The organism is Bradyrhizobium sp. 186 (assembly GCF_023101685.1).
GTDB lineage: Bacteria > Pseudomonadota > Alphaproteobacteria > Rhizobiales > Xanthobacteraceae > Bradyrhizobium.
This window is the reverse complement of sequence record NZ_CP082164.1, coordinates 7,386,816-7,409,111: the sequence shown is the minus strand read 5'-3', so window position 1 is coordinate 7,409,111 and position 22,296 is coordinate 7,386,816. Positions and strand designations below refer to the sequence as shown.

General features: G+C 64.0%; 18 protein-coding genes. 10 read left to right on the top strand and 8 right to left on the bottom strand.

The annotated features are described in order from the left end of the window. Positions 1-3 precede the first annotated feature (3 nt). A complete protein-coding gene (locus tag IVB18_RS35730) occupies positions 4-465 on the bottom strand; it encodes an Lrp/AsnC family transcriptional regulator (RefSeq protein ID WP_247984989.1) in 462 nt (153 codons plus the stop codon). A gap of 132 nt (positions 466-597) precedes the next feature. Between IVB18_RS35730 and IVB18_RS35725 the strand changes: the two genes are divergently transcribed. Then, on the top strand, positions 598-2,961 hold the full coding sequence (locus IVB18_RS35725) for a transketolase (protein WP_247984988.1): 2,364 nt from the start codon (positions 598-600) through the stop codon (positions 2,959-2,961). Between the two features lie 284 nt (positions 2,962-3,245). Continuing rightward, positions 3,246-4,676: an aldehyde dehydrogenase family protein gene (locus IVB18_RS35720; RefSeq protein ID WP_247984987.1), complete on the top strand. Its 1,431-nt coding sequence runs from the start codon at positions 3,246-3,248 to the stop codon at positions 4,674-4,676. A 172-nt stretch (positions 4,677-4,848) separates the two neighbouring features. Here IVB18_RS35720 and IVB18_RS35715 read toward each other — a convergent pair whose 3' ends face one another. After that, the gene (locus IVB18_RS35715; RefSeq protein ID WP_247984986.1) at positions 4,849-5,829 is read right to left on the bottom strand and encodes an SMP-30/gluconolactonase/LRE family protein; all 981 of its coding nucleotides are present in this window, start codon (positions 5,827-5,829) and stop codon (positions 4,849-4,851) included. 91 nt (positions 5,830-5,920) lie between these two features. Here IVB18_RS35715 and IVB18_RS35710 point away from each other — a divergent pair, with 91 nt between their 5' ends. Continuing rightward, positions 5,921-6,745 carry an NAD(P)-dependent oxidoreductase gene (locus IVB18_RS35710; protein WP_247984985.1) on the top strand — a complete coding sequence of 275 codons (825 nt, stop codon included), beginning with the start codon at positions 5,921-5,923 and terminating at the stop codon, positions 6,743-6,745. Between the two features lie 206 nt (positions 6,746-6,951). On the opposite strand, the gene IVB18_RS35705 is transcribed toward IVB18_RS35710, so the two are convergent. Beyond that, on the bottom strand, positions 6,952-8,178 hold the full coding sequence (locus tag IVB18_RS35705) for an MFS transporter (protein ID WP_247984984.1): 1,227 nt from the start codon (positions 8,176-8,178) through the stop codon (positions 6,952-6,954). Positions 8,179-8,632: 454 nt separating this feature from the next. Next, positions 8,633-9,334, bottom strand: a complete 702-nt coding sequence (locus tag IVB18_RS35700; RefSeq protein ID WP_247984983.1) for a GntR family transcriptional regulator — start codon at positions 9,332-9,334, stop codon at positions 8,633-8,635. A gap of 172 nt (positions 9,335-9,506) precedes the next feature. Between IVB18_RS35700 and IVB18_RS35695 the strand changes: the two genes are divergently transcribed. The 4 genes from IVB18_RS35695 to IVB18_RS35680 all read left to right on the top strand — a co-directional run bounded on the left by IVB18_RS35695 (position 9,507) and on the right by IVB18_RS35680 (position 14,406). Beyond that, on the top strand, positions 9,507-11,225 hold the full coding sequence (locus tag IVB18_RS35695) for an IlvD/Edd family dehydratase (RefSeq protein WP_247984982.1): 1,719 nt from the start codon (positions 9,507-9,509) through the stop codon (positions 11,223-11,225). A gap of 61 nt (positions 11,226-11,286) precedes the next feature. Continuing rightward, on the top strand, positions 11,287-12,282 hold the full coding sequence (locus tag IVB18_RS35690) for a TRAP transporter substrate-binding protein (protein ID WP_247984981.1): 996 nt from the start codon (positions 11,287-11,289) through the stop codon (positions 12,280-12,282). A 208-nt stretch (positions 12,283-12,490) separates the two neighbouring features. Then, positions 12,491-13,069, top strand: a complete 579-nt coding sequence (locus IVB18_RS35685; protein WP_247984980.1) for a TRAP transporter small permease — start codon at positions 12,491-12,493, stop codon at positions 13,067-13,069. After that, the gene (locus IVB18_RS35680) at positions 13,066-14,406 is read left to right on the top strand and encodes a TRAP transporter large permease (protein WP_247984979.1); all 1,341 of its coding nucleotides are present in this window, start codon (positions 13,066-13,068) and stop codon (positions 14,404-14,406) included. Before IVB18_RS35685 ends, IVB18_RS35680 begins: the two co-directional genes overlap by 4 nt. A 9-nt stretch (positions 14,407-14,415) precedes the next feature. Here IVB18_RS35680 and IVB18_RS35675 read toward each other — a convergent pair whose 3' ends face one another. Then, positions 14,416-15,210, bottom strand: coding sequence for an enoyl-CoA hydratase/isomerase family protein (locus IVB18_RS35675; RefSeq protein WP_247984978.1), 795 nt, complete (start codon positions 15,208-15,210; stop codon positions 14,416-14,418). Between the two features lie 251 nt (positions 15,211-15,461). On the opposite strand from IVB18_RS35675, the gene IVB18_RS35670 reads away from it, so the two are divergent. Continuing rightward, on the top strand, positions 15,462-16,682 hold the full coding sequence (locus IVB18_RS35670) for an FAD-dependent oxidoreductase (RefSeq protein WP_247984977.1): 1,221 nt from the start codon (positions 15,462-15,464) through the stop codon (positions 16,680-16,682). Here the strand turns inward: IVB18_RS35670 and IVB18_RS35665 are convergent, their stop codons facing one another. Beyond that, complete coding sequence (locus IVB18_RS35665; protein WP_247984976.1) at positions 16,683-17,600, bottom strand: ribokinase; 918 nt, start codon at positions 17,598-17,600, stop codon at positions 16,683-16,685. 18 nt (positions 17,601-17,618) lie between these two features. Beyond that, positions 17,619-18,512: a sugar kinase gene (locus tag IVB18_RS35660; protein ID WP_247984975.1), complete on the bottom strand. Its 894-nt coding sequence runs from the start codon at positions 18,510-18,512 to the stop codon at positions 17,619-17,621. 207 nt (positions 18,513-18,719) lie between these two features. Between IVB18_RS35660 and IVB18_RS35655 the strand changes: the two genes are divergently transcribed. After that, positions 18,720-19,568, top strand: a complete 849-nt coding sequence (locus tag IVB18_RS35655; protein WP_247984974.1) for a VOC family protein — start codon at positions 18,720-18,722, stop codon at positions 19,566-19,568. Between the two features lie 594 nt (positions 19,569-20,162). Here the strand turns inward: IVB18_RS35655 and IVB18_RS35650 are convergent. After that, positions 20,163-21,344 (bottom strand): IS110 family transposase, encoded by a 1,182-nt coding sequence (locus IVB18_RS35650; protein ID WP_247983422.1) that lies wholly within the window; start codon positions 21,342-21,344, stop codon positions 20,163-20,165. Positions 21,345-21,493: 149 nt separating this feature from the next. Between IVB18_RS35650 and IVB18_RS35645 the strand changes: the two genes are divergently transcribed. Then, positions 21,494-22,201 carry a TetR/AcrR family transcriptional regulator gene (locus IVB18_RS35645; protein ID WP_247984973.1) on the top strand — a complete coding sequence of 236 codons (708 nt, stop codon included), beginning with the start codon at positions 21,494-21,496 and terminating at the stop codon, positions 22,199-22,201. Positions 22,202-22,296 lie beyond the last annotated feature (95 nt).

The following is a 22,296-nucleotide window of genomic DNA, read 5'->3' as shown; positions in this document are numbered from 1 at the left end:
GCCCTAGACCGGCAGCGCGATCGAATATTTGACCTGGCTCAGCGCGAAGCTCGACTCGATCGAGGCGATGCCGTCGAGCCGGGTCAGCTTGTTCTTCAGGAACGCCTCATAGGAGGAAAGGTCGGCCGCGACGACGCGGAGCAGATAGTCGCGGTTGCCGGTCATCAGATAGCATTCCAAGACCTCATCCCATTTCGAGATCGCGCGCGCAAAGCGGTTGAGGTCCTCCTCCTTCTGCCGCGCCAGCTTGATCGAGATGAAGACGCTGACATGCAAGCCCAGCGCCTTCTGATCGACGGTCGCGATATAGCGGCTGATGACGCCGCGCTCCTCCAGCAGCTTGACGCGGCGATGGCAGGGCGAGGCTGAGAGCCCGACCTTTTCGGCAAGTTCCTGCATGGTCAGCCTGCTGTCGTTCTGGAGCAGCGCGAGGATTTTTCGGTCGATGGCGTCGAGCTCGGGCATTGGGATGAAACCTGTATTCCATGGGTGTCCGCTGGTAAAATATCCCAATATCGGCGGGGTATGGCGCGAAAAATTGAGAAGTTTGGCGCGACCCTCAGGCGTATTATCGGGCCTTATTTCCGGAGCACCGCCATGCCCGTTGATCCCGCTCGTCTCGAAACCCTGACCGCGCTCTCCCGCAAGGCGCTGTGGCTGTCGTCATGGACCATCCATCACGCCAACCACATCCGCACCAGCTCGGACGGCCTGAAGGTCGGCGGCCACCAGGCCTCGTCGGCCTCGCTCGCGACCATCATGTCGGCGCTGTATTTCCACGTGCTGCGGCCGGAGGATCGCGTCGCGGTGAAGCCGCATGCGAGCCCGGTGTTCCACGCCATCCAGTATCTGTTCGGCCGGCAGACGCGCGAGAAGCTCGAGAATTTCCGCGGCTTCAAGGGTGCACAATCCTATCCCTCGCGCACCAAGGATGCCGACGACGTCGATTTCTCGACCGGCTCGGTGGGCCTCGGCGTCGCGCAGACGCTGTTCGCCTCGCTGGTGCAGGACTACGTCAAGGCGCATGGCTGGATGAAGGATCGCCGCGAAGGACGGATGATCGCGCTCGTCGGCGACGCCGAAATGGACGAAGGCAACATCTTCGAGGCGCTCGCCGAGGGCTGGAAGCACGGCCTGCGCAACACCTGGTGGGTGGTCGACTATAATCGCCAGTCGCTCGATGCCGTCGTGCGCGAAGGTCTCTGGGAAAAATTCGAGACCATGTTCCGCAATTTCGGCTGGGACGTGGTGATCGTGAAATACGGCCGCCTGATGCGTGAGGCCTTCGCCGAGCCTGGTGGCGAAGCGCTGAAGCGCTGGATCGACAATTGCCCCAACGCACTCTATGCGGCGCTATGCTTCCAGGGCGGCGCGGCCTTCCGCAAGCACCTGCACGACGAGATCGGCGACCAGGGACCGATCACGAAACTGATCGACCGTCGCAGCGACGACGAGCTGCTGGCGCTGATGTCGAATCTCGGCGGCCACGATATGGCGAGCATGCTGGACGCCTTCGAATCCGTCGATCACGATCGCCCGGTGTGCTTCATCGCCTACACCATCAAGGGCGTCGGCCTGCCGTTCCAGGGCCACAAGGACAATCATGCCGGCCTGATGACGGTTGCGCAGATGGAGAAATATCGCACGAGCCAGAACATTCGCCCGGGCAACGAATGGGACAAGTACGAGGGCCTCGCGCAGGACGCTGCCGAGCTCGACGCCTTCCTCGCGCGCGTGCCGTTCAACCAGGACGGCCGCCGGCTGACTGCGCCCGTCGTCGAGGTGCCGTCGCAACTCGCGTTCAAGCCGTCGCCGCAGATGTCGACCCAGCAGGGTTTTGGCCTCGTGCTGAACGAGATCGCGCGCGGCGACAGCGAGCTTGCCAAGCGCATCGTGACGACGTCGCCGGACGTGACGGTCTCCACCAACCTCGGACCGTGGGTGAACCGGCGCGGCCTGTTCGCGCGTGCCGAGAAGGCGGATTTATTCCGCAGCGAGAAAATTCCTTCGACCTTCAACTGGGACGCCTCGCCGAAAGGCCAGCATCTCGAGCTCGGCATCGCCGAGATGAACCTGTTCATCATGCTCTCGGCGCTCGGCCTGTCGCACCAGATCAACGGCGAACGGCTGCTGCCGGTCGGCACGCTCTACGATCCCTTCATCGAGCGCGGCCTCGATGCGCTGAACTACGCTTGCTACCAGGATGCGCGCTTCATGGTGGCGGCGACGCCCTCCGGCATCACGCTCGCGCCGGAAGGCGGGGCGCATCAATCGATCGCGACGCCGCTGATCGGCATGGCGCAGGACGGGCTCGCCTCGTTCGAGCCGGCCTTCGTCGACGAGCTCGCCGTGATCATGGGCTGGGGTTTCAACCACATGCAGCGCGATCCGGGCGAGGGCGGATCGGTCTATCTGCGGCTCTCGACGCGCAGCATCGAGCAGGCGCAGCGCATCATGACGCCGGAGCTGGAGCAGGGCATCACCGACGGCGCCTATTGGCTGCGCAAGCCGGGCCCCAATGCCGAACTCGTGATCGCCTATACCGGCGCGGTCGCGCCGGAAGCGATCGAGGCGACCGGCTTCATCGGCGAGAGCCGGCGCGACATCGGCCTGCTTGCGATCACCTCGGCGGATCGTCTCCACGCCGGCTGGACTGCGGCGCGAAAGTTGCGGCGCGATCGCCGCGGCGTGCAGCACCTCAGCCACATCGAGAAGCTCTTGGCGCCGCTGCCGCGCGACTGCGGCATCGTGACCGTGATCGACGGCTATCCGGCGGCGCTCGGCTGGCTCGGCAGTGTTCGCGGCCACCGCGTCGAGGCGCTCGGCGTCGAGCAGTTCGGCCAGACCGGCACGATCGCCGACCTCTACCGCCACTACGGCATCGACGCCAATGCCATCATCGATGCGGCCGAAAGCCTCACCACCGGCGCGCCGGTGCTCCATCGCAAGATGGCGGTGTAATTCGTCGCCCCGGCGAAAGCCGGGGCCCATACTCCGCAGCGATTGTTGTAGGTCGCCGGCGGTAGACACCTGAGCAAACCAACTGGATCCTGTGGCTATGGGTCCCGGCCTTCGCCGGGACGACACCGTCAATGGGGTGAGAGCCTTGCCTCGCTCCCTCTCTCCGCTCATATACTCCCCGTCCGCCGCAACGCTGGCCCCGCACATGGCGGGTTCAATTGCCGGCGCTTTCGTGCAAGGATGCCTGCCGAAACGCCCCCTCCATACCCAAGAAGAGGTTAACGATGGTCAATCGCATGCAATTCTACATCGACGGCGCCTGGGTCGATCCCGCCGTCAAGAAGTCCACCGCCGTGGTCAATCCGGCGACCGAAGAGGCGATGTACGAGATTGCGCTGGGCTCCAAGGCCGACGTGGACAAGGCCGTCGCCGCCGCCAAGCGCGCCTTTGCAACCTTCTCCCAGACCAGCCGCGAGGAGCGCGTCGCGCTGCTCTCGAAAGTCATCGAGGTCTACAAGGGCCGCCTCAAGGAGATCGGCGCCGCCGTCTCCGACGAGATGGGCGCGCCGCTGCCGATGGCGGAGAAGCTCCAGGCCGGCGCCGGCCTCGGCCATCTCATGACCACGCTCGACGTGCTCAAGAACTATCACTTCGAGGAACCGGTCGGCACTGCTATGGTACTGCGCGAGCCGGTCGGCGTGGTCGGCATGATCACGCCCTGGAACTGGCCGCTCAATCAGATCGCCTGCAAGGTCGCGCCTGCGCTCGCCGCCGGCTGCACCATGATCCTGAAGCCGTCGGAGTTCACGCCGACCTCGGCGCTGATCTTCGCGGAAATCCTCCACGAAGCCGGCGTGCCGAAGGGCGTGTTCAATCTCGTCAACGGCCTCGGCCCCGAGGTCGGCGCCGCCATGAGCGAGCATCCCGACATCGACATGATCTCCTTCACCGGCTCGACCCGCGCCGGCATCGACGTTGCCAAGCGCGCGGCCCCGACCGTGAAGCGCGTCAGCCAGGAGCTCGGCGGCAAGTCGCCGAACGTGATCCTCGAAGGCGCTGACCTGCAGAAGGCGGTGACCGGCGGCGTGATGCACATGTTCAACAACTCCGGCCAGTCCTGCAACGCGCCCTCGCGCATGATCGTGCCGCTGTCGAAGATGAAGGAAGTCGCTGCGATCGCGAAGGCTGTCGCCGACAAGACCAAGGCGGGCGATCCGCGTGCGGAAGGCACCACCATCGGTCCGGTCGTCAACCGCGGCCAGTGGGACAAGATCCAGGCGCTGATCAAGAAGGGCATCGACGAGGGCGCAACGCTCGTCGCCGGCGGCACGGGCCTGCCTGAGGGCGTCAACAAGGGCTTCTATGTCCGCCCGACCATCTTCGCCGACGTCACCCCTGACATGACGATCGCCCGCGAGGAAATCTTCGGGCCGGTGCTGACCATCATCGGCGCCAAGGACGAAGCCGAGGCCGTGCACATCGCCAACGACACGCCCTATGGGCTTGCCGGTTACGTCACGGCCGACACGGTCGAGAACGCCAAGCGGGTCGGCCGCCAGATCCGCGCCGGCAACGTCAACCTCCAGGGCGTGCCCAACGACCGCAGCGCGCCGTTCGGCGGCTACAAGCAGTCGGGCAACGGCCGCGAGTGGGGCAAGTACGGCCTCGAGGACTTCCTCGAAGTGAAGGCCGTCGCCGGCTTCAACGCGGCGTAAGCCTCATCGTCTGAACCAAAACGACGCCGGAGCGGGAAACCGCTCCGGCGTTGTTTTATCCATCGTCATTGCGAGGAGCTCTTGCGACGAAGCAATCCAGGCTGCTCCCGCGGAAAGATTCTGGATTGCTTCGCTTCGCTCGCAATGACGGAAGGTAATGACGGAGGAAAGACTATCCCCCGACCGCGCCCTGCGTGTTCACATACAGCGCGTAGATCGACTGGCTCGCCGCCATGAACAGGCGGTTGCGCTTGACGCCGCCGAAGCAGAGATTGGCGCAGCGCTCGGGCAGCGCGATGCGGCCGATCATGACGCCGTCGGGCGCGAACACCACAACGCCGTCGAGCTCGGGATCGCCCATGCCCCAGCCGCACCAGAGATTGCCGTCGATGTCGCAGCGCATGCCGTCCGGCGTGCCCGGACCGGCATCGATGATGACGCGCTTGTTGGCAATCGTGGTGCCGTCCGCCGAGACGTCATAGGCCAGGATCTTGCGGTTCGGCACACCGCGCGATTCCACGACGTAGAGGATTGCCTCGTCGGGCGAGAAGCACAGCCCGTTGGGTCCAAGCACGCCTTCAGCGACGATGGTCGCCTTGCCGGTTGCGGGATCGAGGCGATAGACGTTCGGGTCGATCTCGGGCTCCGCCTTGTAGCCCTCGTAATTGCCGAGCAGGCCGAAGGTCGGATCGGTGAACCAGATCGAACCGTCGGACTTCACGACTACGTCGTTCGGCGAGTTCAGCCGCTTGCCGCCAAAGGAGTCCATCAGCACCGTGATCGAGCCGTCATATTCGGTGCGGGTCACGCGGCGGCCGCCATGCTCGCAGGTGATCAGCCGGCCCTGGCGATCGCGGGTGTTGCCGTTGGCGAAATTGGAGGGCTTGCGGAAGACGCTGACGGCGCCGGTTTCCTCTTCCCATTTGATGATGCGCTGGTTCGGGATATCGCTGCACAGCAGATACCGCCCGTCGCCGAACCACACCGGACCTTCGGCCCAGCGCAGGCCGGTCGCCAGCCGCTCCACGGCCGAAAGCTTCAACCAGTATTTTTCGAAGCGCGGGTCCAGTGTACTTATCGCCGGATCGGGGTAATAAGTCGCCGACCGCCAGCCTTGCGGCCTTTCTTGGAATTGGGACGATGCATCGTTCATGTGCAATTCTCGTCGTTGCGTTCCCTCTGTCCAAGTCTGCTACCATCAGTGACCTATGACCGCAAATCGGTCGTCAAATACGAGGGAAGACATGCCGCGCATCTTGATGACGGGAGCTTCGGGCGGGATCGGAACGCGCCTGCGAAAACTGCTGCCGCCGATCTATCCGGACCTCCTGCTCAGCGACATCCGCGCACCGGCCGATCTCGGCCCGAACGAGAAGTTCAAGGCGGCGGACCTGTCCGACATGGCGCAGGTCGAGGCGATCTGCGAGGGCGTCGACGGCATCATCCATTTCGGCGGCTATTCGGTCGAAGGCCCCTGGGACGATATCCTCCAGGCCAACATCATCGGCGGCTACAATCTGTTCGAGGCCGCGTACCGAAAGGGTGTCAAGCGCGTGGTGTTCGCCTCGTCCAACCATACGGTCGGCTTTTATCCGCGCCACCGCAGGATCGACACCGACGTCACCGTGCGTCCGGACGGCCGTTACGGCGTGAGCAAGGTGTTCGGTGAAGCAGTGGGGTCGCTCTATGCCGACAAGCACGGGCTGAAGGTCACCTGCATCCGGATCGGCAATTGCGACGAGAGGCCGCTCGATCATCGCCGCATCTCGATGTGGCTCAAGCCGGAAGACCTGGTGCAGCTCTGCCAGATCGGGCTCGAGCATCCCGATATTCATTTCGAGATCTTCTACGGAGTGTCTCTGAACGAGCGCGCCTGGTGGGACAACCACCGCGCCTACGAGTTCGGCTACCGCCCGACCGGCCGCTCTGAGGATCATGTGCAGCACGCGATGGCCGAGCAGGCCAAGCTGAAGCCGGATCCGATTGCCGATCACTACCAAGGCGGCTCATTCGCCAGCGTGGAGTTCGACGGCGATGCGAGCCGGATCATCGACTGGACCAAGCGCTAGCGTTTGACGCGAACGCCGGTGTGCTCCCTCGCCCCGCTTGCGGGGAGAGGGTTGGGGTGAGGGGGAGTTTCCGCGAGGGAGGTGAGAGTTGGACTCGCGGAGAGTCCCCTCACCCGGAATCCGCGCTTCGCGCGAATTCCGGCCTCTCCCCGCAAGCGGGGAGAGGCGAAAGAAACGCCGCTCTTCCAGGCGTCGCAACCGACGTCTTAAACGACGCGTTTGCCAGCCTGGGCCGCGATTGGCCTCTGCACAAAATACATCAGGATCAGGGAAACCACCGCCGTCGTCACGACGACGTATCCCAGCCGGTCGAAATGGCGGAGCGCACCGTCGGCATCTTGTGCAATCAGCGCGGCGGCGAGCACGGAGCCGAGCCCGCCGGAGAGTTGTTGCAGGGAAGCGCCGACCGCGCTGAAGGAGCCGCGTTGTGCCGGCTCGGGGATTGCGGAAATCAACGCTTGCGACGGGATCATGCGTGAAAAGATGCCGACGAACATCAGGACGTTGACCAGGATCGCGACCGTCAGGCTGACCTGACCGAGATGGGTGTAGATGAGCACCATGACGATGGACATGGCGGTGCCGAAGACAAAGGTGGGGTATTTGCCGAAAGCATCGCTCGCGCGTCCCACCAACGGTCCAATGAGAATGCTGAACAGGCCGGAGACGAGATAGATCGTCGGCAGATGAACGATGTCGATGCCGAGATTGTGCACGGTGTAGGCAATGCCGAACGGCATCAGCATGTAGCCGCCGGTCGCCAGCAGCGTCGTCACCGAAAATGCCATCCAATGGCGTGGCTGTGCGACCGTTGCAATCAGATGTCGGAACGCGTTTTTATCCTGCTTCAGCAGGAGATGGCCGTTCACCGGTTTCATCAAGAGCAGCACGGCGGCCATCCCGATGACCGACAGACCGACCAATGCGCCGAACGCGACGTGCCAGTTCCAACGGTTGGAGAGGAAAAGACCGGCCGGGATGCCAAGCACCTGGCTTGCAGCGAAGGCGGTTTGCACGAAGCCCATGACGCGGCCGCGCAATTGCAGCGCAAAGAGATCGGTCACGATGGCGAGCACGACGGAGCCGATCACACCGCCGAACAAGCCGGTCACGATCCGCCCAAGCAGCAGCACATGATAGTTGGGCGCAATCGCGCAAAGCGCCGTTCCAAGGGTAAAGCCGGCATAAAAAAACAAGAGCAGCCACTTGCGATCGAACCGATCGGCAAAGCCGGCCGCCAGGATGCCGGAAATTCCCGCGCTGAATGCATAGGCCGAGACGGCCACCCCGAACTGCGCGGCCGAAATATCGAGCGCCGGCATCATGATGGCGCCGAGCGGCGACATGATCATGAAATCGATGATGATCGTGAACTGGACAACCGCCAGCAACGCAACGAGGATTGACTGGTAGCGCGAAAAGCTGCGGGACAACTCTTGCCGCTGATTGATCGGCTCCGTGACGGCCCTTGCGCGCGGCGCGTCTGCGCGCGCAGGCCGGGACGAAGGAACGACCGCCAGGCACGAACAAAGGAACAGTGCGAAGTGAGGAGCTATCGATGACGTAACCAACATCCCTTACCCGCCGAGGTCTGCGAGAGGATGAGACGACGATGGAGAATCGGTCTTCCCGGCGCATGCGAACACTGGTGACCCGAATGGCCCCTTCGAGGCCTGTCCGCTAATTAGCTCGAATGCGCGCTGATATCCATGATGGCCCGGAGCACAACACGCTCCAATCAGAGGCCGGATACATTGATGCAAGACCGCATCTGCCAGGTTGACGAAACCTCTTGCAACGCGCGGCCGGACCATACATTCGGGTCAAAAGGCAATGCCGGAGTGCCTGCACAAGTCTGCCTCACCACCCGAAGCCGCCGTCTCACATTTATGAGTCCGCGCCTTGGCGCTCAGCTTCCTCGCCCGCAATCCGCGCCAGATAATCCTTCTTGCTGAACTGCATGTGATCGACGCAGAGCTGAGCCAGCGCCCAGCTGTCGCGGCCCTTCAGAAGCTCGATCATCAGCTCGTGCTGGCGCCGCGACTGCGCCAGTCCCTCGCGGTCGGCGAGATTCTTCGCGCGCATCGGCAAGGTCAGGTTCATGTAGTGCTGGAGTGAGCGCACCAGATAGGGATTGCCGCAGGCCGCGAACAGCGCGACGTGGAGGGCATCGTTGGCCTCGTGAATGCCGCGCAGATCCTGCAAATCGGCCTTCGCGCAGTATTGCCGTTGCAGCCCGGTCAACTCGTCGATCAGGCTTGGCGGTGCGGGCAGGGGGATCATCAGCGCCGCCTGCCGCGTCAGCATCTCCCGGACCTCGTAGATCTGCCGGACTTCCTCCGCCGAATAGGACCGCACGGTGGCGCCGACGTTCTTCTCGCGGCGGACGATGCCGCGCCGCTCCGCCTCCACAAGCGCCTGCCGCACGAAGTGCCGCGAGGTGCCGTAGGCCGACATCAGCGCGTCTTCGGTGAGGCGCGCGCCCGGTGCGAGGCGGCCGAAGATGATGTCCTCCTCCAGCCGCGCGACGACGTCGTCCGGATCGTCGCGCCGGATGGTCATTGCGTCAGCGGTGCGAATGTCGGACATCCTCGGCCTCCCGGCTCCGGCCGGTCCTGCCTGTGGAGCAGGGAGAGCTCGGATTGTCAATAATATCGTCTATTTTGCGCTGCAGGTGCCCTAAAATCGCCGATGAGCACCTATCTTATTGACAATCAAGGGACAGCCTGTACGACAATGGCAAGGCGATTGGAGTGGCATGATGAGCAGTGGCTTGCGCAAGGGTCTGACGAGCTATGGCGATGCCGGCTTCTCGCTGTTCCTGCGCAAGGCGTTCATCAAGGCGATGGGCTATTCTGACGACGCGCTGGAGCGCCCGATCGTCGGCATCACCAACACCTACAGCGACTACAACCCCTGTCACGGCAACGTGCCGCAGATTATCGAGGCGGCGAAGCGCGGCGTGATGCTGTCGGGCGCAATGCCGTTCGTGTTCCCGACCATCTCGATCGCCGAGAGCTTTGCGCATCCGACCTCGATGTATCTGCGCAATCTGATGGCGATGGACACCGAAGAGATGATCCGCGCCCAGCCGATGGATTCGGTGATCGTGATCGGCGGCTGCGACAAGACGCTTCCGGCGCAGGTGATGGCCGCGATCAGCGCCGATCTGCCGACCGTGGTCATTCCCGTGGGCCCCATGGTGGTCGGCCATCACAAGGGCGAGGTGCTTGGCGCCTGCACCGACTGCCGCAGGCTGTGGGCCAAGTACCGCGCCGGCGATATCGACGACGCCGAGATCGAGGCGGTGAACGGCCGCCTGGCGCCGTCTGTCGGCACCTGCATGGTGATGGGCACGGCCTCCACCATGGCCTGCATGATTGAAGCCATGGGCCTCTCGCTGCCGATGAGCGCGACCATCCCGGCGCCGCATGCGGAGCGCTTCCGGCTAGCCGAGGCGAGCGGCAGGGTTGCCACAGAGATGGCCAAGTCCAAGGGGCCGAAGCCGAGCGAGCTGCTGACGCCGGCCTCGTTCAGGAATGCGCAAGTCGTGCTGCAATCGATCGGCGGCTCGACCAATGGCCTGATCCATCTGACCGCGATGGCGCATCGCTCGCCGCACCGGCTCGATCTCGGCGCCTTCGACCAACTGGGCCGCGAGGTGCCGGTGCTGGTCGATCTGAAACCGTCCGGCGAGCATTACATGGAGCATTTTCATCACGCCGGCGGTATGCCGAAATTGCTGGCGCAGCTCGGTGATCTCATCGATCTCGATGCGAAGACGATCACGGGCCAGACGCTGCGCGACGTCGTCGCGAATGCGGAAGACGTGCCCGGCCAGGACGCCATTCGTCCGCGTGACAATCCGATCAAGAAGGAAGGTGGCCTCGCCGTGCTGCACGGCAACCTCGCGCCCCGCGGCGCAGTCATCAAGCAATCGGCCGCGAGCCAAAAACTGTTGCAGCACACCGGGCGTGCGGTGGTGTTTGAATCCGTCGAGGACATGACCTTGCGGGTCGATGATCCCGATCTCGACGTGACCGCCGATGACGTGCTGGTGCTGCGCAATGCCGGCCCCAAAGGCGCGCCTGGCATGCCCGAGGCGGGTTATCTGCCGATCCCGAAGAAGCTCGCACGCGGTGGCACCAAGGACATGGTGCGGATTTCGGACGCGCGCATGAGCGGCACGGCGTTCGGCACCATCGTGCTGCACATCACGCCGGAATCTGCCGTCGGCGGGCCGCTGGCGCTGGTGAAGAACGGCGATATGATCCGGCTTGATGTTGCCAAACGCAGCATCGAGCTGCTGGTCAATGCCGCCGAGCTGGAGCGCCGACGCGCCGCATTGAAGCCAGCCGTTGCGCCGGATGAGACGCGGCGAGGCTACGCCTGGCTGTTCAACGAGACCATCATGCAGGCCGACGAAGGCTGCGACTTCGATTTCATGCAGAGGACTGGGAAGCAGACTGAGAAGGGGTGATTGACCACCCGAACGAACGCCCAGACCGCTGAAGCGGCGGGCGATAAAACAGGGGGAAACGATGATTGCACGATCCATGCGTGGGTTGGTGACCATGGCCGCCATGCTGTTGGTCACCGGGGCCGGAGCGCAGGAGGCGAAGCACTATCGCTTCGCCTATGACCAGCCGCGCAACACCGGCTATTCCATCGCGGGCGACCTCTTTGCCGACAAGCTCAAGGAATTGAGCAAGGGCACCATGATCATCGACCAATACCCCGGCGCGCAGCTCGGCCAGGAGCCGCAGGTGCTCCAGCTCGTGAAAGCCGGCGATGTCGAATTCGCGATCATCTCCTCGGCCAATACCGCGACGATCTCGCCGCAGGCCGGCGTGATGTCGCTGCACTTCCTGTTCCGCGACGAGAACCACGTGGTCAAGGGGTTGGCCGATCCCCGCGTGTTCGAAGCGCTCAAGACCATGATCGACGAGACCACGCAGGGCCTGCACGTGATCGCAACGGGCTCGCAGGGCGTGCGCCACATGTACAGCAAGCGAGAAATCCACAACGTCGGCGACGTCAAGGGCCTGAAGATCCGCGTGCAGGCGACCGCGACCGAGGACACCATGTTCCCGGCCTATGGCGCCCAGACCGTGCACATGCCGTTCGGCAGCGTCTACACCTCGCTGCAGACCGGCGTGGTCGACGTCGCCGAGAACAGCATCAACGTCTACCTCGTCAACAAGCACTACGAGGTGGCGCCCGTGCTGAACATCACCGAGCACGAGGCCAACAACGCGCTGATATTCGTCTCCGACAAGCTCTGGCAGAGCCTCTCGGCGGAGCAGAAGCAGTGGGTGCAGACCGCGGCCAACGAGATCAGCACGAAGGAGCCGCAGAAGGCGTTCGATCTCGAGCGCACCGCGGCCGACAAGCTGAAGAAGATGGGCGTCAAGATTGTCGACAACGTCGACAAGAAGAGTTTTACGGCGATCGCCGATCCCTATCTCGACAAGCTCGCCAAGGAGCTCGGCCCGCATGCCGAGAAGATCAAGAACCTGATCCGGTCGATCAACTAACGTGATCGGGAAGACGGTGCCCACCCTCTCCCGCTTGCGGGAGAGGGTGGGGAGAGGGTGCCTCCACGGAGGGATTCCCAATGAGGAGAGAGCCCTCACCCGGCGCTCCGCGCCGACCTCTCCCGCAAGCGGGAGAGGTTTGGCCAACCCGCAGTCGCCGATTCAACCTGACATCATTCGTACTAGGCCGGGACGACGGGGACATTGAATGGTCATCGCGGACAAACTGCTCGTTCAGCGCCAGCGTCACCTCAAATGGCGATCGCTCGACTGGCTTGAGCTCGCGCTGATGATCCTCTGCGGCGTGCTCTGCTTCGGCTTCTCGCTGTCGGTGACCGCCGACATCGTCACCCGCACCATCGGTCATCCCTGGCTGTGGCTCCAGGAGGTGACCTCGACACTGTTCATCTATGCGATCTTCGTCGGAACTGCGGCCGCAACCCGGCGCAACGATCATCTCTATCTCACGGCCATCTCTGAGGCGATGCACGACACACCGCGCCTCATCGTCGAAGTGATCATTCGCCTCGTCGTGCTCGGCGTCGCCTTCTGCCTGATCTGGTACGGCTATCAGAATTATCTGCGCGGATTTGGCAGTTTTCGCCTGCCGTCGGGCACACCGATCGCCTCGCTCTATGCGATCATTCCGTTGTCGGGTGTGCTGATCGGCCTGTTCACGATCGAGCAGCTCGTCAACGGCTTGCGCAACGGCTTTGACCATCCCGAGCCGCCGGATGAGGATGCTCCGCCCGGCCTCACAGAGACGCAGATGAGGGCGCAGCCATGAGCGCACCAATCGTCCTGACGCCGATGACGATCTGCTTCCTGTCGTTCGGCTATCTCGGCGTGCCCGTGCCGTTCTCGCTGATGGCCGGCGTGTTCATCGGCGCTATCCTGTCGGACGTGTCGCTCGCGGCGATCATCCAGAAGATCTTTGACGGCGTCGATTCCGAAGCGCTGCTGGCGATCCCGTTCTTCCTGCTGGTCGGCGAGCTCATGAGCTCGGCCAACGTCGTGGTGCGGATCGCGAACCTGTCGGTGTCGCTGGTCGGCCATATCAGGGGCGGGCTGTCGCAGGTCGTGGTCGTCTTCAGCATGTTCTTCTCGGAGATGTCGGGCTCGACCACGGCCGACGTCGCCGTGATGAGCCGCGCGCTCGGCGGCCCGATGAAGCGCGAGGGTTATGAGCCCGCCTTCATCGCCGCCATCATCGCCTCCGCCTCGACGATCGCGGCGCTGGTGCCGCCGAGCATCACAGCGGTGGTCTATGGCGCCGTCGGCAACGTCTCGATCGCCGGACTGTTCATGGCGGGCGTCGTGCCCGGCCTAATGATCGGCTTCGGCCTGATGATCTATTGCTATTTCTTCGGCCCCTCAGGCCTGCGCAAGCCGCGCGCGCCGCTGCGGCAGGTCGTGTTTGCCGCAGGCGACGCGGCGTTACCGCTGATGATTCCGGTCATCCTGCTCGGCGGCATTTTGACCGGCTGGTTCACACCGACGGAGGCCGGCGTCGTCGCCGTGGTCTGGATTATCGCCGTCGTGATCCCCGCGCTCAACCGCGGGCACTTCAGCAAGATCCCGTATGATTTCTGCCTCGCGGGCCTGATCTTCTCGCTGCCGCTGATCACAATCGGCGCCGCCAACGCCTTCGGCTGGATGCTCGCTTACCTGCGCGGCGCGAGCTACATCGCCGAAATGATCACCTCGATCGCAGGCAACGATCCGCACCTGATCATGCTGCTGATGGTGCTGCTGTTCACCGTCGTCGGCGACTTCATCGAGCCGGTGCCGACCATCATCATCTTCATGCCGCTGGTCAACACGCTGACGGAGGCCGGCGACATCAACGGCGTCCATATGGGCGTGGTGCTGATCGCCACGCTCGCCTTCGGCCTGATCACGCCGCCTTACGGGTTGGTGCTGCTGATGGCGTCCAAGTTTGTCGGAGTCAGCTTTGCGAAAGCGCTGCGCGCCGCACTGCCGATCTATGTTGTGTTCTTCGCCACCATCGCGTTTGCGATCTACTTCCCGAGTGTCGTGCTGTGGCTGCCGCAGCAGGTGCTGCCGGAGTCGGTCGGCTGCTTCAAGTCGCCGGCGGGGACGGGTTACATCTGTCCGAAATGAGGCTTGCGGCTACTTTCCCTTGCTCGTGAATTTCTTCACGGCGACACGAAACTCCTTCGTGTTCATCGCCATGATGATCTTGTGCTCCTCGGCGTCGAGCTGCTGCTTCACCGGCGTGGTGGCGGCCTGGTAGACCAGCGATTTGGTGCCGGCGATCGCGGCCGGCGAATTTTGCGCCAGCCGCTCGGCGAGCTGCCGCGTTGCCGCTTTCAGCTCGGCCGCAGGCACGATCTTGGCGACCAGGCCCCATTCATGGGCTTGCTGAGCGGTAAAATTGTCCTCCGACAGGAAGATCTGGAGCGCGCGGCGGGTTCCGACCGTGCCGACGATGCCGACGGTGCTGCCACCATCCGGCGAGACGCCGATCTTGGCATAGGCCGGCGTGAATTTGGCATCTTCCGCGGCGATGCAGAGATCGGTGACGAAGGCGAGACCCATGCCGGCACCGGCGGCCGAGCCGTGGACGCTGGACAGGGAAAGTTTCGGCATCCGCCGGATGGTCTCGATGAAGGCGTGGTAGTGCTTCAGCAGTTCGCCGACGACCGGCGTCACCGTGTTGGCTTCGGCGGCAGCGCCGATCGTCTGCAAATCGCCGCCGGCGGAGAAGGCGCGGCCTTCGCCCTCGAGGACGACGACCCTGATGTCGTCGGCGCCTTCGATGTAGGCCGCGAGCTGTTCGAGCTTCTGCGCGATTGCGAGGTTGATCGAGTTGAACGCGGTGGGACGGTTCAGCGTGATGGTCGCGATCGGGCCCTCGATCCGCAGCAAAGCGGGATCATCGGGTTGGGAGATGGGAGCAGACATCGGAAATCCCCGGCATGAGGTCGTTCGTGCAACTAGATCGCAGAAGACGAGGGGTGACAATCCCTGACCGCAGCGTCCGCACGGCCGCGCCGGTGCCCTTGCGCAAACCGGAACGATAGGCTCAAATGGAGCCGCCTTCGTTTAGGGACGGACACGAGCGCCGGCTCCTTCGGGCGAGGTAAGCCAAGCAAAATCAGTGAGAGAGGAGACGACATGGGTAACGCTCGTGTCTCCGGAACAGGGCTGTTCCAATGACGGACGGACCGGTGATCATTGTCGGTGCCGGCCATGCTGGCTACCAGGTCGCGGCATCGCTGCGCCAGGCCGGCTTCTCCGAGCGCGTCCGCCTGATCAATGACGAGGCGCATCTGCCCTATCAGCGGCCGCCTCTGTCAAAAGCCTACATCAAGGGTTCGGCCGGGCCGGAGAGCCTGATGTTCCGGCCGGAGAAATTCTACCACGACCAGAAGATCGAGCTGATCGCGGGCCGCGTGGCGTCGATCGACCGCGCCGGGCGCAAGGTCCTTCTCGCGTCGGGCGAGACGCTTCCCTACGGTCACCTCGTGCTGGCGACCGGCGCGCGCAATCGCTTGCTCGATCTGCCCAACGCCAATCTGCCCGACGTGAAATATCTGCGCGTCGTCGACGAGAGCGAGGCGCTGCGAACGATCATTCCGTCGAAGACGCGGGTGGTGGTGATCGGCGCGGGCTTCATCGGTCTGGAGTTTGCGTCGACCGCGCGGATCAAGGGGCTGGAGGTCGACGTGCTCGAGCTCGCTCCACGCGTGATGGCGCGAGCGGTGACGGCGGAGGTCTCGGAGTATTTTCAGGCGCGGCATCGCGAAGCCGGCATCCGCGTTCACCTCGGTGTGCAGGCAACCTCCATCGAAGCCGAGGGTGGCAAGGTCACCGGCGTCAGCCTCAGCGACGGCCGCCATCTGCCGGCCGATCTGGTCGTGGTCGGCGTCGGCGTGCTGCCGAATATCGAGCTCGCGGCCGAGGCGGGGCTGCCGGTGGCGGCCGGCATCATCGTCGACGAGTATCTTTCGACGGCCGATCCCGACATCTCCGCGATCGGCGACTGCGCACTGTTCGCAAGCCCACGCTTCGGCGGATCGTTGCGGCTGGAGTCGGTGCAGAACGCCACCGACCATGCCCGCTGCGTCGCAGCGCGGCTGACCGGTGACAGGAAAGTCTATGACGGTCATCCCTGGTTCTGGAGCGACCAGGGCGACGACAAGCTCCAGATGGCGGGGCTCACCACCGGCTACGACCGCGTCGTGCTGCGCGGCGATCCCGCCAAGAAGGCGTTCTCGGCGTTCTGCTACAAGGGCGACAGGCTGCTCGGCATCGAGTCGGTCAACCGCGCCGGCGATCACATGTTCGGCCGCCGCCTGCTCGGCATGGACCGATCGCTCGCGCCGGAGCACGCCGCGGATGAGGGCTTTGACCTGAAGAGCGCGCTGGCGTGATCATCCTGCCTTGATGACGGCGGCGACTTCCGCTGCCGTAGGCATCGACGGCCCGGCGCCCATCCGCTGCACGGAGATCGAGGCGGCGGCGTTGGCGAAGACGAGCGCCGTGCGCAGCGGCACTTCGTCGGCCAGTTGCGCCGCGAGCGCGCCGACGAAGCAGTCGCCGGCGCCGGTGGTGTCGACCGCCGTCACCATGCGGCCGGGCACGAAAATCTCCTGCTGGCCGGCGAGCGCAAGCACGCCGCGCTTGCCGAGCGTGACGCAGATGGTCTGATCCTTGCTGGCCTGAAGCCGCCGCGCCGCATCGATGATCTGCGCCGGATCATCGTCTTCGGACAGCTCGACACCGGCGAGGAAGCCGAGCTCGGTCTCGTTCAGCACGAGCACGTCGACGAGCGCGAGCAGCTCGCTGGACATTTTCTGCGCCGGCGCAGGGTTGAGCAGCGTTATCGCTTGAGCAGATCGCGCCCGCCGAAAGAACGCGGCAATCGTCGGCAGCGGGATCTCGAACTGGCTGACGGCAACATCGCCTTTCACCAGCGGCACAACGCTGACATCATCGGCGTCGACCAGCGCATTGGTGCCGGGAATGACGACGATGGTGTTGTCCGCCTCGGCGACTGTGATGATAGCGGTGCCGGTATGGGCTTCGACGTTCTCCTGGAGATAGCCGAGATCGATGCCCTGATCGCCGAGAAATGCCTTCAGCTCAGCCCCGAAGGAATCCTTGCCGAGCCGTCCGATCAGCGTGGTCCTGGCGCCGAGCCGCGATGCGGCCACGGCTTGGTTTGCGCCCTTGCCGCCGGGGAAATACAGCACCTCGCGGCCGGCGACGGTCTCACCGACTTTTGGATGGCGATCGGCAGTTGCCACCACATCCATATTGATGCTGCCGGCGACGAAGACGCGCCCCATGCGACACTCCAGGAAGAGCTAGGCTCTGACTTCGAACTCGTGCCGGACCTTGGCGATGTCGACAAGGGTCGGCAAGCCGGCCTCGTTGCCGAGGCGCTGGATCTTGAAGGTCGAGGCGGCGCGGGCGAAGTCGAAATGCTCGCGCCAGCTTTTGCCGGGATGAGCCAAATAGGAATAGATGTAGGCGCCGTGGAAGACGTCGCCGGCGCCGTTGGTGTCGATCACGCGCTCGCGCGGGATCGGCATTGCCGGCATGATCTCGACCGCGCCGGTCTCGTTGTACCAGAGCAGGCCCTTCTCACCCATGGTGATGCCGCCGATCTTGCAGCCGCGGCCCTTGAGGTAATCGAGCATTTTTTCCGGCGTCAGATCCATCTGCTCGCACAGCCGCTCGGCAACGATCGCCACATCGATGAATTCCAGCAGCTCATGCGTGTTGGTGCGCAGGCCGCCGCCATCGAGCGAGGTCAAAATGCCGGCCTCGCGGCAGATTTTTGCATAGTGGATCGCGGCATCGGGCTGATGGCCGTCGATGTGTAGCGCCCGGCAGCCGCCGAGATTGAGCATCGGAAAGGGATGGATGTGCTCGTCGTCGCGGCAGCGGACGATGGCGCGCTTGCCGTCCTTGGGCATGATGAAGGACAGCGAGGACTGGTTCACCTTCCGCCCGTGCAGCGAGATCGCGTATTTCGCGCACATGTCCTGGAACATGCGTCCGAGCCAGTCATTGGCCGCCGTGGCGATCAGATCGGGCACGATGCCGAGCTTGGCGCAGCAGAAAGCCGCCGTGACCGCGTTGCCGCCGAAAGAGACCGCGTAGTCCGAGGCCACGTGCTTCTCGTCGCCGGTCGGCATGTGGTCGGTGATGAAGACGACGTCGATATAGGTCTGTCCGATAAAGAGAGCCTGCATTGCTTGTCCGTGATGCGCTTTGTGGTCCCGGCCGGCGGGCTTACTCTAGCATCGGTTCCGTTGATGGGACGCTGAAATTATTCGCAAAACCGCCGCCTGAAGCGCTTGAGGTCAGCATGGAGCCGGAATACGACCATCATCGGACAATGCCAAGCCCGGAAAAATGCCGATTTTCGCCCGGTTGTTCCAGGTCGATAGGGGGAGAATATGATCACCGGCCTCGATCACGTCGTCGCTCTGGTCAAGGATATCGGTGCGGCCAAGGCGGCCTATCAGACGCTGCTGGGGCGTGCGCCGGCCTGGCAGAATTCCGGCGAGGGCGCCGACCGGGTACTGTTCACGCTTGCGAACATGACGATCGAGCTGATGGCGCCGAGCGGCTTCAGCGTGCCGGCGGACCGGATGCGCGCGCTGCTGGAGGACCGCGAGGGCGTGCTTGCCAGCCTGTGCTTTCGTGTCGCAGACATGGGCAAGATGCACCGGCGGCTGGACCGGGTGGCCCTGAGGCCGGAGCCCGTCGCCGAGGTCGAAAGCAGCGACGCGCAAACCGACACCGTCCTGCATTGGAAGCGCACGCGTGCCGCCACCGAGCTGACGCGCGGCGTGCGCATGTTCTTCCTTGAGCTTGCCGAGGAACGCCCGCTCTCGGTAACGACCGACATCGCGCCGATCGATGCACTCGACCACGTCGTGATCACGACCGAGGACTCAGAGCGTGCCGCCGCGCTCTACGGCGCGCGGCTCGGGCTCGACCTGGCACTCGACCGCTCGCATCAGGATTGGGGCCAGCTGATGTTCTTCCGCTGTGGCGACCTCGTCGTCGAGGTGGTGCGCCGCCCCGTCGCGGGCGGCGATTCCATGCATGACCGGCTGTGGGGCCTGAGCTGGCGGGTGGCCGATATCGACGCCACGCGCGCCCGGCTGATCGCCGCCGGCCTCGACGTCACCGAAGTGCGCAACGGTCGCAAGCCCGGCACGCGGATCATGACGGTACGGAACGGCACTTGCGGCATCCAAACGGTCCTGCTGGAGCGTTCGCCGAAGCCGGCCGATTGAAGGACGGTTAGGGCCACACCCGTCATTGCGAGCGAAGCGAAGCAATCCAGAATCCCTCCGCAGTGACAGTCTGGATTGCTCACATGGGGAATGTGTGTGTCAAGGATGAGCAGTCACCTTTTTGTTCGACTGCAGCCACCTCTTCGTCCCGACCGCGGGTTCTGCAGGATGGCGCGCGCAGATCAAGTCAAGGCCGGCCTGTTAGGGCCGCCGCGAAGCGGCTTGGCCTTGAGTTGAGCGAGCACGCCATCATGCTTGGTGCGTTGGGCCGATAGGAGCTCCTCGCGTTGGCGGTTCTGTCAGGGCATCTGCCATCCTCGCATTTGCGATCCAAGGGTCGAGCCGGTTCGACGATCTGGGTTGCTTGCCAGATCAAACTCACATTCGGTCGTCGCACAAGGCGACTGCACCACGATTCCGCTTGCGGCGGGCAGGCTCGAGAGGACGAGGCCATTCTTCGTTGCGGCGTTTGAAGCCATGCAATCCATCGGTTCGTCCACCCGGATCTTCCGAGACTGATCGGGCCTCGGCAGATGGGTTATGGTTCTTTCGTTGCGCGCGGGCGGCGAAGCACGCCGCTTGGTGCGGTCCGGATCAGGCGGCGGGCTTCATCACGGCCCCCTCGATGGTCTCGCCCGCGGTGACATACTTCCACAAGGTCACGAGAAGCTTGCGCGCCAGCGCCACGATCGCGCGCTTGCGGCCTTGCGGGCTTCGCTCCTTGAACCAGCGCGTCAGGGCCGACTGCGGCTGGTGACGTATCCACAGCCAGGCGAGCTGGATCATTGTGGTCCGCAGCCTGGGATTGCCGGCCTTCGACACGCCCTGCTCGTGCCGGATGCCTCCGCTTTGCCACGGCGTCGCCGCAAGCCCCGCATAGGCGGCGACCTGGCGGCGGTTGGAGAACTGCCGGTAGAACGCCTCCGACCAGAGCACGGCCGCAAAGTTGGCGCCGAGCCCTTTCAAGGCCAGCAGCATCGCCACCGGATCCGGCGCGACCTTGTCTGCAGCGTTCTTGTCTGCAGGCTTCCGGGCTGCGGCCAGCAGAGCATCTCGCGCGGCCTCGACCGCCTTGATCTGTTCCAGAAGCAGTTCGACCCGATCGAGCTCGCGGCCGATCTGCGCCTTCAAATGCGAAGGCAGCTCCCGCCCGTCGCCCGTGCGCAAGGCCTCAAGCCGCGCCCGCCGATTGCGCCGCAGCGGCACGTAGTCGGATATCCCCTGCGCGAACAGAAGACCCTTGATCCGGTTCACATGCGTGATGCGCTCGGCGATCAGCGTCGCTCGTTCGCGACACAGCCTGCGCCGGTCCTCCTCTTCAGGCGAGGGCGCAACCACCATCGCACAGACCCGCGGCTCGCCGCGCTTGTAGGCCAGAAGCGCCCGCAACAGCGCCTCGCCATCGAGCCTGTCAGTCTTGGCCCGCCGCCGCCGTCGCGACGTCGCAATCGAGGCGGGATCGACCACGTGGCTCTCAATGCCGTTCTGTTGCAGAACACGGTGCAGCCAGAACCCGTCCAGCCCAGCTTCCTGGATCGTGATGATCGGATAGCTCTCGCGGGTCCTGGCCTCCGCCTTGCGCCTGAGTTCCGCAAACAGCTTCATCAGCTCAGCCGTATCGCCGGCCGTGACGCTGTGCCTGGACATCTTCTCGCCCGTACCAGGCGAAAGTGACGTAATCACCCACGTCGAACGGCTCAGTTCCAAAGACACAAAAATTGCGCCAAACTGCGTCCGGATAGCGGTCGGTCCGTCGGAAGGATGATCGAGCAACATCGTCGTCTCCAGGTTGAGGGGGTCAGCAACCTCAGTCTGGCCTCAGACCTGGTCGCTATCCACTCCCCATGGAATCTTCGTCGCTTCGCTCCTCGCAATGACGGCGCGCGCGTGTTACATGCGTGTTAAGAGCACAGCGAGCAACGAGTTTGGCGAAGGCAAAGCGAAATCTGAGATGGCAGCGCGATCCCGAGGGGATGCGGCTGCGCATCCTCGAAGCCGCCAAGCAGGAGTTCTCGGCCCACGGCCTTGCCGGTGCGCGCGTCGACCGCATCGCCGCCCAGGCCGGCGCCAACAAGCGCATGCTCTACTATCACGTCGGCAACAAGGACGATCTCTACCTCGCGGTGCTCGAAGGCGCCTATGACAAGATCCGCAGCGAGGAGCGGGGGCTCGATCTCGAACACCTCGACCCGCCAGAGGCGATCAGGCGGCTGATCGAATTCACCTGGAGCTATTTCCTGCGTAACCCAGAATTCCTGTCGCTGCTCCAGACCGAAAACCTCGTGCGCGCAAAACACCTGAAGCGCTCAGCGAAGGTCAAATCGATGCACTCGCCCTTCGTCGAGATGATCCGCACCGTGGTGCGGCGCGGCGTCGACAGTGGCGACTTCAAGGTCGCGGTCGATCCGGTGCAGCTCTACATCTCGATCGCGGCGCTCAGTTTCTTCTATCTCTCAAACTCGGCCACGCTGAGCGTGATCTTCGGCCGCGACCTGCTCGCCAAGGACGCCAAGGACGAGCGGCTGGCGCATATGGCCGGCCTCGTGCTAGCGGCGCTGACGGGCCGGTCGGAGGAGCTGCTGAAGATCGTCAAAGCGCCGAAGTCGCGCGCTGCTGTGGCGCAGACGGTGTAGCGGCGTAACTCGCTACAGGTCGATGGATCATCGGCGTTTCCCCGACTTCCGCCGTCGTCGCCCGGCTTGACCGGGCGATACAGTACTCCGAGACG